Origin of the sequence: Pantoea sp. SOD02, assembly GCF_024707505.1 — a bacterium.
Taxonomy (GTDB): domain Bacteria; phylum Pseudomonadota; class Gammaproteobacteria; order Enterobacterales; family Enterobacteriaceae; genus Pantoea; species Pantoea symbiotica.
Map to the genome: position 1 here is coordinate 192029 of NZ_CP102605.1, position 14307 is coordinate 206335.

At 55.7% G+C, this 14307-nt stretch carries 7 protein-coding genes; 3 read left to right on the forward strand and 4 right to left on the reverse strand.

Annotated features, from left to right (window positions below; all coding sequences use genetic code 11):
* Positions 1–53 precede the first annotated feature (53 nt).
* Complete coding sequence (locus tag NR302_RS20470) at positions 54–3773, forward strand: autotransporter outer membrane beta-barrel domain-containing protein (RefSeq protein WP_258145645.1); 3720 nt, start codon at positions 54–56, stop codon at positions 3771–3773.
* A gap of 72 nt (positions 3774–3845) precedes the next feature.
* Here NR302_RS20470 and glgX read toward each other — a convergent pair whose 3' ends face one another.
* The 4 genes from glgX to proP all read right to left on the reverse strand — a co-directional run bounded on the left by glgX (position 3846) and on the right by proP (position 11994).
* The gene (glgX, locus tag NR302_RS20475) at positions 3846–5918 is read right to left on the reverse strand and encodes a glycogen debranching protein GlgX (RefSeq protein WP_258145646.1); all 2073 of its coding nucleotides are present in this window, start codon (positions 5916–5918) and stop codon (positions 3846–3848) included.
* 34 nt (positions 5919–5952) lie between these two features.
* Positions 5953–8439: a malto-oligosyltrehalose synthase gene (treY, locus tag NR302_RS20480; protein WP_258145647.1), complete on the reverse strand. Its 2487-nt coding sequence runs from the start codon at positions 8437–8439 to the stop codon at positions 5953–5955.
* Positions 8436–10220: a malto-oligosyltrehalose trehalohydrolase gene (gene treZ, locus NR302_RS20485; protein ID WP_258145648.1), complete on the reverse strand. Its 1785-nt coding sequence runs from the start codon at positions 10218–10220 to the stop codon at positions 8436–8438. The genes treY and treZ overlap by 4 nt, the downstream gene beginning before the upstream one ends.
* Positions 10221–10554: 334 nt before the next feature.
* Positions 10555–11994 carry a glycine betaine/L-proline transporter ProP gene (proP, locus tag NR302_RS20490; protein WP_258145649.1) on the reverse strand — a complete coding sequence of 480 codons (1440 nt, stop codon included), beginning with the start codon at positions 11992–11994 and terminating at the stop codon, positions 10555–10557.
* Positions 11995–12300: 306 nt separating this feature from the next.
* Here proP and NR302_RS20495 point away from each other — a divergent pair, with 306 nt between their 5' ends.
* Both NR302_RS20495 and NR302_RS20500 read left to right on the forward strand, forming a co-directional pair.
* A complete protein-coding gene (locus NR302_RS20495) occupies positions 12301–13002 on the forward strand; it encodes a response regulator (protein ID WP_258145650.1) in 702 nt (233 codons plus the stop codon).
* Positions 12999–14267: a HAMP domain-containing sensor histidine kinase gene (locus tag NR302_RS20500; protein ID WP_258145651.1), complete on the forward strand. Its 1269-nt coding sequence runs from the start codon at positions 12999–13001 to the stop codon at positions 14265–14267. Before NR302_RS20495 ends, NR302_RS20500 begins: the two co-directional genes overlap by 4 nt.
* Positions 14268–14307 lie beyond the last annotated feature (40 nt).

Below are 14307 nucleotides of genomic sequence, written 5' to 3' on the forward strand. Positions count from 1 at the left end.
TTTATCATTTCGGCAATGGTTAAAAATTGCTGGGTATAGAGAGAGTAAATCCTATGAATAAAGTATTTCGTGTGGTCTGGAATGCAGCGATGCAGCGTTTTGTTGTGGCTTCAGAACTGGCTAAGGGCAAAGTTAAATCAAGTTCCTCAGCTGTTACGGCAGGTAACTCAACTTATAAAACGTTTGCTGTTTCTGGGGTTGCTCTGGCAATGGCCTTAGCGTCGCCCTCTGTATTTGCCGTATCAATTATCGCAAATGGTGCAACCCTGACTTATGACGGTCAGGATATTACCGCGACCGGTTCAGGTGAGTTTGCGCGTGGATTGAGTGCCACTAACAATGGTGTAATTAATTTCAGCAACGGTAGTGTCACCACCACTGCTGCCGCTGGATTTGGTGCCTTCGTTGATACCAATGCCACCATTAAACTGGATAACACCACGATCAATACTGCGGGCACTAACGCGCAAGGCATCTATGCCAAAGGCGCGGGTAGCGTAACCGGTGATGGTGTGCATATCACCACCAGCGGCAAAACCGCCTACGGTATTCAAACCAGTAATGGTTCTGTGGCTCTGGCTAATAGCTCGATTAAGACCACTGGTGCGAGCGCTGCTGGTGTGGTGGCTGCAGGTACAGCGGGAAATGTCACGTTAACCAATAGCACCATCACTACCGAAAATAGTAGTGCACAAGGGATCTATGCCAATACGGGAATTGTCAGCGCCGATGGCGTGCAAATCACCACCAACGGCAGTACGGCGTACGGAATTCAAAGCAGTAATGGTGATGTAACACTAACCAATAGCTCAGTTAATACCACAGGTGCGAGTGCGACCGGTGTTGTCGCCATGGGCACTGCAGGAAAGGTTACCATCACTGACAGCATCATTAAGACTGCGGCGAATGGTGCACAAGGTATCTATACCAAAGATGGCGCTAATGTAACGGGCGATGGTGCATACATCACTACCAACGGAACTACAGCTTATGGCGTACAAAATGCCAATGGCTATATGACGCTGACTAACAGCTCAGTCAACACCACAGGTGAAGGTGCTATTGGTGTAGTTGGCACGGCAGCAACTGGCGGTACAGCCATCAGTGACAGCCTCATCCATACCACGGGTGATACCGCACATGCGCTCTTCGCTTCAGGCGGCGCTCAGATGACGGTGAATAACAGTGAGATTACCGCTGAAGGTCACTTTTCAAATGGAGCTAAAGCATCAGGTGCAGGCAGCGTCCTGAACGTTAATAACAGCAACATCACTACGTCAGGGGCTTCAGCTGAAGCAGTGTTAGCTTACGGTGGCGGCACGGTTAATCTGACTAACACCAATATCTTTTCTGACCGCATCAACTCTTATGGCTTGCGCGCCAATGGTGCCAATGCTGTGGTGAATTTTGATGGTGGCACCATTACCACGACCGGGCCTACCGATTCTGTTCAGGCATTGAACGCAGGCAGCGCGATAAATATTCGTAATGCCACCATCAACACAGCGGTTAAAGGGTTAACAACTGTCTCAGGTCAAATCGCTGCAGAAAACGTTATCATCAATAACAGCGGTGAAAATGTAGCCGATACCATGGAGACAGATAATTTAGCGACGTTGGGAGCAGGCGTTTCAGCGCGCTTAAGTGGCGCTAATATCACAATTAAAAATAGCCAGATCAATAGCAATCGCGGCAACTTGCTCGGATTACGCTCCAGCGAGGGTGCCAGCGTTGCACTCGATAATGTGGCATTTAATCACTCATCTAACGGTGCTGGTTTAGTTGCCTATAGTGGTGGCAACATCAGCGGCGATCGCGTCAGCATTAACCTGGCAGGTCAGGATGGCGCGGCATTGTCTTCGGGTATTTGGATGGGGATGGGCGCTGGCGACAACAGTGTTGATTTGAGCAATTCGCAGATCACACTGACCGGCGCAAACAGTGCTGCCTTACTGTTCCAATCCGATGCGGTGAGCAATAACGCTTTATCCCTGAGCAACAGCGCGATCAGTGCTAGCGAAGGCACAGCGGTGATGGTGTCTGGCACTGCCGATACTAACGTCACCACATCAGGATCGCTGTTAACCGGCTCGACGCTGTTATCCGCTGGCGTGGGTAATTCAGGCACTGTCAGCAATGTCGAACTCACTGGCGATAACGGCTCGGTATTCAACGGTGATGTGGTGATTGATCGCGCCAACACCGCGAAAAACATCATCAACCTCGACAACAATTCCGTATGGAACGGGGCGACGAGTTCACTGGAAACGCTGAACGTCTCAAACGGCAGCGCCTGGAATGTCAGCAAAAGCTCCGCCGTCGATAATCTGACGCTGGATAACGGCACCCTGAACATGACGGCGCCGGGTACCGACTATAGCGAAGTCACGGTTGGCAATCTGACCAGTAATAACGGCACGCTCGATTTCAAAACCCATTTAGGTGACGACGCGTCAGTCACGGACGATCTCATTATTACCGGCGATTACACCGGTAACAGCAAAGTTGTGGTGCAGAATGCGGGCGGTACTGGCGCGCCAACCATTAACGGCATCGAACTGATTCGTGTCGATGGCAACGTCAACGGTACCTTTGCTCAGCAGGGGCGTATTGTGGCGGGCGCCTACGATTATCATTTAGTGCAAGATGGCAATAAATGGGTGCTGCGTGATGATGTGGTCGGCGGCGTAGGTGGCGACACTGGCGCTCCGGTGGTGGGTGACGGTTCAGGTGCCCCAATTGGCGGCGGTTCAGGCGCACCAATCGGAAGTGGTTCTGGAGCAGTACCGGTTAAAGGCAAACCGATTACACGTCCGGAAACCGGCAGCTACGCAGCTAACCTTGCGGCAGCGAACACGCTGTTCACCACTTCGCTGGATGATCGCTTGGGGGAAACACACTACATCGGCGCAGATGGTAAGAAACACGCTACCAGCCTGTGGCTGCGTAACGCAGGTGGGCACACGCGCTTCAGCGATAGTTCTGGCCAGCTGAAAACCACCGGCAACCGTTATGTGATGCAGTTGGGCGGCGATATTGCTCAGTGGAGCAGCAACGGTGCGGACCGTTTCCACCTTGGCGTGATGGGCGGCTACGTTAATGCGCAAAGTAACACGCACTCCAACGTAACGGGTTACACGTCGAAAGGTCAGGTGCACGGTTACAGCACCGGCGTTTACGCGACCTGGTTGCAGGATAACGCGGACAAAACCGGTGCGTATGTTGATAGCTGGATGCTCTACAACTGGTTCGATAACAGCGTGAAAGGTGATGGCATCGCGGAAGAGAGCTACAAATCCAAAGGCATTACCGCCTCCGTTGAAGCCGGCTACGCCTTCAAAGTTGCGGAGATGAGCGAGCGTTCCAGCTTCTATCTGCAACCGAAAGCGCAGGCAACCTGGATGGGCGTGAAAGCGGATGACCATAAAGAGCACAACGGTACGCGCGTGGTCGGTGAAGGTGATAACAACGTGCAAACGCGTCTGAGTGTGCGCGCCTACATCAAAGGCCACAACGCCATTGATGATGGCAAAAACCGCACCTTCGAACCGTTTATCGAAGCCAACTGGGTTCATAACACCGAAAGCTACGGCAGCAGCATGAATGGCGTCAGCGTTCAGCAAGCCGGCGCGCGTAACCTCGGCGAAGTGAAAGTGGGAGTCGATGCCAAGCTGAATAAAACCGTCAATCTGTGGGGCAATATTGGTCAGCAGATGGGGGATAAAGGTTACAGCGATACCAGCGCGATGGTGGGCGTGAAGGTTAATTTCTGATTGGTTGGGTAGCAGGTCGCCATGAATGGCGACCCTACGACAATGAGCCGGTTCGCACCGGCTCATTGATCATTACGGCCTGCGGAACAGCGCCATACTGCGGCCTTCCAGCTCGAAATCCTTCTCTTTAGTAATCACCAATCCCTTCTCAACGCCTTCTGAAGTCGAGAGCTCCAGCACCCAGCCGCCTTCACCAAACTGCGGAATACGGAACGGCACGTTGCCTTCGTACGGATTAAACAGCATCAACACATCATGCCAGATACCTTCCTCCGTCTCTAAATCCGGGCGACCGAGATACACCCCGAGCGTGGTGCCATCATCCCATTGATCGGCCTGCTGGAAGCCGCCACCGGCGTTAAACCATTTGATTTCCATCCCATCGCGCCAGCTCTCACGTCGCAGCAGCGGCTGTTTAGCCCTTAACGCCAGAACATGCCGGGTAAAGTCGCGCAGCGCATCAGCGGAAGGCGGCAGGTTTTCCCAATGCAGCCACGAAATTTCGCTGTCCTGACAATAACCGTTGTTGTTGCCAAGCTGGCTACGACCAAACTCATCGCCCGCCAACAGCATCGGCGTGCCGTGGGAGAACAGCAGCGTGGCGAGGAAGTTGCGTTTCTGCCGCTCGCGCACCGCGTTAATGCCTTCATCGTCCGTCGGGCCTTCCGCGCCGTAGTTGTACGAACGGTTCTCGTTATGGCCGTCGTTATTGTCTTCACCGTTGGCTTCATTGTGTTTCTCGTTGTACGACACCAAATCGTTCAGCGTGAAGCCATCATGCGCGGTAAGGAAGTTGATGCTGGCCCACGGACGGCGACCGCGTTGGTCGTAGAGATCGCCGGAACCGAGCAGGCGCGCGGCGAAATCATTCGTGACCATGTCACCTTTCCAGTACTCACGCACCGTATCGCGATACTTATCGTTCCACTCCGCCCAGCCTGGCGGGAAGCCGCCAACCTGATAGCCGCCCGGCCCGATATCCCACGGCTCACCAATCAGCTTCAACCTGGACAGCACCGGATCCTGCATGATGGCGTCAAAGAAGCCACCGCGCTGGTCAAAGCCTTCTGGCTCGCGTCCTAGCACGGTGCCGAGATCAAAGCGGAAGCCATCAACGTGCATCGATTCGGCCCAATAACGCAGCGAATCCAGGATCATCTGCAGCACGCGCGGATGCGAGGTATTCACGGTGTTGCCGGTGCCGGTGTCATTGATGTAGTAGCGATGCTGATCCGGCAGCGTGCGGTAATAGGAGTAGTTATCGATGCCTTTAAACGACAAGGTTGGACCGAGTTCATTACCCTCGGCGGTGTGGTTATAGACCACATCAAGAATCACTTCGATACCGGCATCGTGGAAGGCGCGCACCATATCGCGGAAGCCCTGAATGCCGCGCGGACCAAAGTAGCGTGTGGCCGGGGCGAAGAACGCCAGCGTGTTGTAGCCCCAGAAGTTTTTCAGGCCGCGATCCAGCAGGTGCTGATCGTCCGGGAAACCGTGCACCGGCAGTAGCTCCACGGTGGTGACGCCGAGGCTTTTGATGTAATCGATCGAAGCCTGATTGCTTAAACCATCGTAAGTGCCGCGCATCTCTTCGGGCACCGCCGGATTGAGCTGGCTGAAGCCTTTCACGTGCGCTTCATAAATCACCGTTTTCGACCACGGAATATTCGGGCGATTGGCATCCTGCCAGTCGAATTCATTGGGATCGATGACCACGCATTTCGGCGTAAACGGCGCGCTGTCGCGGGTATCGAAACTTAAATCCTTCTCGTCATCGTGCAGGTCATACGCGAAGTGCGACTCATCCCACTGCAGTTCGCCCGCCAGTTCGCGCGCGTACGGGTCGAGCAACAGTTTGTTGGGGTTAAAGCGATGGCCATTTTCCGGCTCATACGGGCCGTGTACGCGATAACCATAGAGCGCGCCGGGCTGCAAGCCGGGAATATAGCCGTGCCACACTTCATGGGTATATTCCGGCAAATCGAAGCGGGCGATTTCGTTTTCGCCGCTTTCATCGTACAAACACAGCTCAACTCGCTCAGCGCAGGCCGAAAACAGTGCAAAGTTCACGCCCTGGCCATCAAAGTTAGCGCCAAGCACTTGTCCCGAACCTGCTGTAATTTCTAGAGGCTTACTTGTCATCCATTATTCTCCACACAGATTAATCGGGTATGTATCAGCTGCTCAGCAGCACTAACGGCGCACTTGAGGCCGCCTCATCCAGCGCGATGTAATCGCCGATCGCCACGCTTGCGCCTGTCCATAAGTTGCGATAGTGGCGATGGGCGAGTGATTCGGTCAGTTCTACTTCGGTTTGCGTCCATTGTGCGTTGTCGAAACTCAGGCGCGGCAAGATCACCAGCAGTGCGTGATCGCTGTCTTGACGCGCAAAGGCGATGACTTTCTCCTGATGTTCGCCGCTAACCTGCAGCGGCTGATAATCGCCCAGGCGGAACAACTGCGGATAATCGCGGCGCAGATGCAGAAGGCGGGCAATCACCTGTTGTTTCAGCTTTCCGCTCAGCCAGTTTTGCGCGTCGTTGAAATCGGGAGATTCAGACTCTTCAAGCTGCTGTTCCAGCAGATCAAAGTCAGGCGTGCGGCGGTTGTCGGGATCGACCAGGCTGAAATCCAGCGCTTCGCTGCCTTGATAGATATCTGGCACGCCCGGTGCGGTGAGTTTGATCACCGTTTGCGTCAGGCTATTGATCAGTCCGGCCTGAATAAACGGCTGCAACGCGTGGCTGAAGTCGCTGAGGAACAGCTGATTAGCCGGTGTAAGCAGATGGCGAGCGTAATCCAGCACCGCCTTTTCGTAGGCTTCATTACTTTCTGCCCAATCGGTTCGCAGCTTGGCTTCGCGTAATGCTTTCTCGACAAAGGGAATAAAGCGCTCTTCGAGTTGGCTGGCATCCTGCGGCTGCAAGGTGGTCGGCCATACGCCGGCTAACGCCTGATACAGCATCCATTCCACCGCCGGTTCCGGTGCGGCGCCATCTTCCAGCTCAACCACCTGCGCCTGATTAATCTGCCGCCAGCGCGTCACGTGTTCCGCCCACAGCGCTGGCGCTTCGCTCAGCGTGTACAGCCGCGCACGCGCATCTTCGCCACGCTTGGTGTCGTGGGTAGAAGTGGAAGAGATGCCATCGGGCTGCTGCTGCAGTCGCGTTTGCATCTCGATGTGGAAATGCGCCAGCGAGAAAGCATGCGGTAGCGGCTCTGCGCCAACTTCATTGATGGCTAACGCAACGTGATTGCGGAAGAACAGCGTGTCTTCCACCGACTTCGCCATCAGCGGTCCGGTCAACTGCTGGAAGCGTACGCGGAATTCATGCGCATCTTTTTCGCTCTCTTCGGAAACCGCGCCCAGCAGCATCGCTTGCAGCAAACTCAGTACCGTCGGCGACGCGCTGTTTTTTACGATTTCCAGCACCTGTTGCAGCAGTTCTTCGCCCTCCAGCGGCATACCGTCCTGCTGGCCATAGGTGCGATACACTGGGAAGGCGATGAGGATTTCCCGCAGCGCGACGTGCAGTTCCGCTTCACCGAGGTTGCGATGTTCAGAAGCGGCAATCTGCGTCGCCAGTTTGAGTAAACGCGCAAATTCACCGGCGAAATTGCGATCGACCATCAATTCACGCGCCACGCGCAGTCCGCCTTCAACGTCGTTACGTTGTCCGGTGATGGCTTCATAGGCCAGATGCAGCGTATCGATCTGCGAATCATCGACCAGCGCGTGCGACAGCGCGGCAATAAATTCGTAGCCGGTGGTGCCGGAAATCGGCCAATCGTCAGGAATCTGTTCCCCTTCGGCGAGAATTTTTTCCACCGTGATATAGCAATCCGGGCCGGTGGCCTGGCGCAGCTGGCGCAAATAACCTTGCGGATCGGCAAGGCCATCAACGTGATCGACGCGTAATCCGCTGACCGCGCCCGAGCGCACCAGCTCCAGAATCAGCTGGTGGGAATCGGCAAACACCGCTTCATCCTCAACGCGCACGCCGACTAAACCGGTGATCTCAAAGAAGCGGCGATAAGAGAGCTCGCTGCGTGCATCGCGCCAGCTGATCAAGCGCCACGGCTGCTGCTCATGCAGTTCTGCTATCGCTTTGGCATCGGTGATCGCCAGCACCGCGTCAGCGCGATCCTGCCAGCTGGCGGGCGTCAGCGGGTAAAAGCTGTCGTAATAGGCCAGCGCCGGATGGCCGGTTTCCGGATGCGCTTTAATGCTCAGCTCACCGTTTTCCAGCACGTTATCGAAGCTGTCGCCGAGAAACGGCAGCGTCAGGCGGCGCGTCCAGTCGATATCAAAGTGATTGGCATAGCGGCTGCTCTCGCCATACTCAATCACATCGCGCCACCATGCGTTCTCCAGCGAAGCCGCCATATGATTTGGCACGATGTCGAGAATCAAGCCGATCTCGGCGTCCTGCAACGCTTCAACCAGCCGATTGAAGCCGTCACGCCCGCCAATTGCCGGTTCGATCTCATTGGCATCGGTCACATCGTAACCATGAGTGGATTCGGCAGTAGCGCTGAAAATCGGCGACGCGTAAAGATGGCTGATGCCAAGACGTTGCAGATAAGGCACCAGCGCCGCAGCGCGATCAAACGTCATGCCGTTGCGAAACTGAATGCGGTACGTCGCGGTTGGAATGCTCATTTTGTTGCTCCCTGATCCAAACGCACCACAATGGTGTGTTGGGGTAATGCTTCAGTTTCTTGCGGCCAGGCGAAAATCGTGCGGCCTGGCATGGTGGGTAAAGGTTGCGTCAGCTTGCCGATATTCAGCGCCAGCGACAGCTCGCCCTGCGGAAAACGCAAGCTGACGGCAACAAAGCCTTCAGCGGTGGCGAGTACCTTGCCGCTGTTGCCGCCCGCATCCGCCAGCAGCGGCACGATGTGTTGCTGACGCAGCGCCAGCAACTCGCGCGTTAACGCCAGCCAGCTCTGGCCCGCAGGCGTTTGCAGCTTATTCCAGTCAAGTTTCGAGCGGATGAAGGTCTGCTCCGCGTTAGGATCCGGAACTTCTTCGTCATGCCCGGCGTGACCGGTGAACTCTCTGGCGCGACCTTCACGCACCGCTTTGGCCAAATCGCCGTGGAAATCGGTGAAGAACAGGAAGGGATTGGTTTCTCCATACTCTTCGCCCATAAACAGCAGCGGAATGTGCGGCGACAGCAGCAGCGTTGCCAGCAGCACTTTGGTGCGATCGCTGCCCGCCAGGTTGATCAAGCGATCGCCCTGCGCACGGTTACCAACCTGATCGTGATTCTGGATGAAATCAACGAACGCCACCGGCGGCTGGCTGGCGCTCGGTACGCCGCGCCGTTGCCCACTCTGCGGCGACAGCTCGCCCTGATAAGCAAAGCCTTCGGTCAGCACGCGCGCCACGAGCTTCTCTGGCACGTCGGCGAAATCTTCGTAATAAGCGTGGGTTTCACCGGTGGCGAATACGTGCACCGCATTGTGGAAATCATCGTTCCACTCGCCGGTAAACAGCGGCGCGTTGCCCTGTTTATCACGCGGATGCAGGAAGATGACGTTGCGGCAATCTTCAGTGGTGAGATGAATAGGGCGCTCGGGAATCGCCTGACGGATGCGTTCGGCAATCTCAATCAGTGCATGCTTGCTGGAGCTGTCTTCAATCTGATCGATAGCATCAAAACGCAGCCCATCCAGATTAAACTCCTGCAGCCAGTAGAGCGGCGCTTCGACGATGTAGCGACGCACTGCATCAACATCATAAGCAATGCCTGCGCCCCACGGCGTCATACGTTCCTGATGGAAAAATTCCGGCGCCAGCAGTGGCAGATAATTGCCTTCCGGGCCAAAGTGGTTGAGCACGATATCCAGCACCACCGACAAACCGTGCGCGTGTGCGGCATCGATAAAGGCTTTGAAATCATCCGGCGATCCGTAAGCCGCATGCGGAGCGTAGAGCAACACGCCGTCGTAGCCCCAACCGCGATTGCCGCCAAACTGCGAAACCGGCAGCACTTCCAGCTGCGTGATGCCCAACTCGGCCAGCCACGGCAGCCTGGCTATCGCCGCCTGGAAAGTGCCTTCTGGCGTAAAGGTGCCGATGTGCAGCTCATACACCACCGTTTCACGCCACGGACGACCTTGCCACTCGGTGTGCTGCCAGCGATAGCTTTGCGGATCGATAACCAGCGAAGGACCGTTGACGTCAGCCTTTTGCGCGCGCGCGGCGGGATCGGGCACCACCGTGCCATCGTCCAGCACAAAGTTATACTCTGCGCCGGGCGTCACGCCGCTGACCTGCAGTTCAAACCAACCGTCGCCCGCGTCAATCATGGCCGAATCATGGTCGGCAACTCTTAAGGTGATGTGCTGCTGTCCGGGTGCCCAAACACGAAAACGGACGCTGTCATCAGCAAGAATTTCAGCGCCCCAGGATTTTTCAAATGATCTGAATTCCATTCAATTGCCTCGTTTAGCCCACGCAGGGGCAATGGACGACATCAAGCGATTCGCTACTGGCTGAAAACGATATAAAAATGGGGACTAACGTTGGGTCGGACTACAGATCATAGTCGATATTTTCGCCTTTTCTGGCGCGAGACGGTGGATTTCCGGTGGGTTTCGGAAATTATCGAATAAGCGGGGGATTTTTACGCTTCGGTTAGATGAGGTCGCCATAAATGACGACCCTACAAACTGCGCCGGACTCTCACAAGGTCGCCATAAATGGCGACCCTACAAAATCACCCGTAGGGTCGCCATTCATGGCGACCTCTATGGATGCGCCTGCGATCTACGCCGGTTTATGCTTCACCTTGCGTTTACGCAGCTTATCGATCAAACGATGCGCTTCTGCTTCTGTCGCCACCGCAGGCGATGAACCTTTCAGCGGTTTACGCGCCGTTTCACTCAAGGTTAATACCGTCAGCAAACCAATAATCCCGGCACCGATCATGTAATACGCCGGCATCAGATTATTGTGCGTGGTATCCACCAGCCATGCGGTGATCAGCGGTGTAGTACCACCAAACAACGAAACCGATAAGTTGAAACCAATCGCCAGCGCACTGTAACGAATATCGGTAACAAACAGCGCCGGTAACGTTGCCGGCATGGTGCCGCTGAAGCAGGTATGCAACAAGCCGAGAATCGCCAATCCGGCAAACACCAGCAGCATGTTGCCGGAACCAATCAACATGTAGCTCGGGATCGCCAGCACAATTAAGCCCAGCGCGCCTAAACCAATCACCGGGCGGCGGCCAATGCGGTCGGTTAAATGTCCCCACATCAACGTCAGCGGCATCATGATAAACATAATCACCATCACCAACATCAGGCCGGATAGTTCACTCATCCCGAGCACACCGGTTAAATAGCTCGGCATGTAGGCGGTCAACATATAGTTGGAGACGTTGAACAGCAGCACCAGACCGATACATTTCAGCAGCGGTTTACGTTGATCGCGCAGCATCTGCCACACGCTCAGGCGCGGTTTGTTGTGCTCCATCTCTTCGCGTTTATCCATGTGATCTTTAAACGCAGGCGTCTCTTCCAGTTTCAAGCGGATGTAAAGGCCGAACAGACCCAACGGCGCAGCGAGGAAGAACGGCACACGCCAGCCCCAATCCATCATGGTTTGATGCGGTAAGAAGGCGATCATCGCGGTGACCAAACTGGCGCCTAACAGATAGCCGCCCAGCGTACCGAACTCCAGAAAACTGCCCATAAAGCCGCGACGCTTATCGGTGGAGTATTCCGCGATAAAAGTAGCGGCACCGCCATATTCACCGCCGGTGGAGAAGCCCTGCAGTAAGCGCGCGAGCAGCAGCAGAATCGGCGCGGCGATACCGATGCTGGCGTAGCTCGGGATTAGACCGATACAGAAGGTACCCATCGACATCATGATCATGGTTAACGCCAACACCTTCTGACGACCAATGCGGTCGCCGAGCGGACCAAACACCATGCCGCCAATCGGACGCACTAAAAATGCCGCAGCAAAGGTACCGAACGAAGCGATTAACTGTGCGGCAGCGCTGGCATCGGCAAAGAACACCTGACCAATGATCACGGCGAGATAGCTGTAGACGCCGAAATCAAACCACTCCATCGCGTTACCTAACGCGGCGGCACTGACCGCGCGTTTAAGTAATTTGTTGTCGATGACGGTGATGTCATCAACGGTTAAGCCACTGGATGCGGCTGAATTATGTGTATCCGTTCCTGTGCTCATATATTCCCCAGGTTAGAAAATGGCGCGATCTCATAGCTTTCGCAGCCGTAATTTCTTCATTGGAAAAGAAAGCTATAAGAGGCAGAAGAAGCGCAAACCCTAGTAAAGATTTCTATATCCCGCAAGTTGGCGGGATAAAACACTGGCAGATGGGGCTGCTGCGAGCGGTCGAAATAAATTAAGTTCGATCATGCGGGATTTTGTAGTGTGCGCATTCATGCGCACCTGGCCGAAGCAGAAGCGAAACTAATTGCCTCCACACGCTGTCTTTAACTCATCTGCGTAACCTTCTGCCTGGAAAATTAAATGACCTCCGTTCTGTTAATTGAGGACGATCACCGGCTGGCCCAGATGATCGTGCCTTACCTCACGCAGTACGAATTCAAAGTGGTGCACAGCGCCAGCGCGCAGGATGCGCAGTTCAAAATGAAACAGCGCGAATTTGATGTGGTATTGCTGGATTTGATGCTGGGCGATGCCGATGGTTTAGCGCTGTGCCGCGAGATTCGCAGCCAGTGTCACAATGAACCGGCGATCATTATGGTGACAGGGCGCGGCGATCCCGCTGATCGCATTATCGGGCTGGAGGTGGGTGCGGATGATTATCTGCCAAAGCCGTTTGAGCCGCGCGAACTGCTGGCACGGATGCGTGCGGTGCTGCGCCGCATCAGGCCAGGCAGCCGGGCAAGTAGCGACCACATCATTCGTTCCGGCCCGCTGGAGATCGATACCGCCGCGCGCACCGTGCTGCTGAATCAGCAAGCCTGTTCCCTCACTTCGTTACAGTTCGATCTGCTGGTCTCGCTGGCGCGCCAGGCCGGACGCGTGCTGAATCGTGAACAAATCTGGCAGTCGGTGCGCGGTGAAACCTACGACAGCTTTGATCGGGCGATTGATGTGCATATTGGCCGCATCCGCCAGCTTATCGAAGACGATCCGCGTGCGCCGAAACGCATCATCACCGTGCGCGGCGTCGGCTATGTCTTCTCGGCGTTGCCCAGTGCATGAAGCGTCTCGCCGATTTTCCGCTGCATCTGCAGATCTTCTTCGCCTTCAGCTGCGCGCTGTTTATGGTGGTGATCTGCACCATTGCGCTCTGGTTGTGGAACAAAGATGACAATCCGAATCTGCAGGCTTTTGCCACCTTTTCAGAGCTGGTGGAGCAGAACCTGCCGCCAGCCGATGCGCCGCGCGATGTGCAAATGGCGGCGATGGATCGTTGGATGCAGCGCGCCCACACGCGTTTTGCCCTGTTTACCGCCAATGGTGAACAGCTCAGTCGCCCGCTTGATCCGCCGCTGGCATTCCCGCCGCGTGACGCCTTTGGGCAGATCGAGGATGACTGGTACGGCATGCGCTTCGTCTGGCAGCTTAAGGACAAACGCGTGTTGGTCACGCAGTTCAGGAGCGATCAGCAGAAACGTCCGTGGCTGTTTATTCTGCTGATGCTGGGATTGGCGGGCAGCGTGGCGCTGATCTCCTTCCCGGTAATACGCCGCTTAACCGCGCGGCTGGAGTCGCTGCAGCAGAGCGTGGAATCGCTGGGGCGCGGCAATCTCAGCGCGCGCGTAACGGTGGCCGGACGCGATGAAGTGGCGCAACTCGCCACCAGCTTTAACCGCTCCGCCACGCAGATCGAGCAGTTGGTGCAGTCGCAAAAAACCATGTTGGCAAATGCCTCGCACGAATTGCGATCGCCGCTGATGCGCATTCAGATGGCGGCGGCGTTACTGGCACCGGACGATTCGCCAACGCGCCGCGAGTTGCAACGCAGCGTCGGCGAACTGGACGGGCTGGTGGAAGAGATTCTCACGTTGAGTCGTCTGGAGATGGCGAACAGTGCCATCAGCGGCGATTTCCAGCATGCAGATATCACGGCGATCGCAGCGGAAGAGTGCGCCGCCGTGCAAATTGAGTTGCAGGCCGAACATGTGGTGGCGCAGGTTGATGCGCGGCTGATTCGCCGCTTGCTGCGCAACCTGCTTGAGAACGCGCTGCGCTACGCCGGGCCGGAAATTTGCGTCGCGCTCCGGCACGCGGCGGATCGGCACTTTACGCTCGAGGTGCAGGATCGCGGTCCCGGCATTCCGCATGAAGAACTGGAGCGTATTTTCCAGCCGTTTTACCGCCTCACTCATCGCGGCAACGGCACAGGATTGGGCCTGGCGCTGGTGCGGTCAATTAGCGAGTACCATGGCGGCAGCATCAGCGTGAGTAATCGTGCTGGCGGCGGAGCCTGTTTCTGCGTGCGTTTACCGCTGGCTGTTACATAACTTTACCGGAGGTAAAAACCGGCGTTACACAAGGCTGGTG

Bases quoted from the DNA above. Each gene is read 5' to 3' on its own strand.
- NR302_RS20470 (WP_258145645.1), top strand. From the start codon at position 54: ATGAATAAAGTATTTCGTGTGGTCTGGAATGCAGCGATGCAGCGTTTT.
- glgX (WP_258145646.1), bottom strand. From the start codon at position 5,918: ATGACAAGTAAGCCTCTAGAAATTACAGCAGGTTCGGGACAAGTGCTT.
- treY (WP_258145647.1), bottom strand. From the start codon at position 8,439: ATGAGCATTCCAACCGCGACGTACCGCATTCAGTTTCGCAACGGCATG.
- treZ (WP_258145648.1), bottom strand. From the start codon at position 10,220: ATGGAATTCAGATCATTTGAAAAATCCTGGGGCGCTGAAATTCTTGCT.
- proP (WP_258145649.1), bottom strand. From the start codon at position 11,994: ATGAGCACAGGAACGGATACACATAATTCAGCCGCATCCAGTGGCTTA.
- NR302_RS20495 (WP_258145650.1), top strand. From the start codon at position 12,301: ATGACCTCCGTTCTGTTAATTGAGGACGATCACCGGCTGGCCCAGATG.
- NR302_RS20500 (WP_258145651.1), top strand. From the start codon at position 12,999: ATGAAGCGTCTCGCCGATTTTCCGCTGCATCTGCAGATCTTCTTCGCC.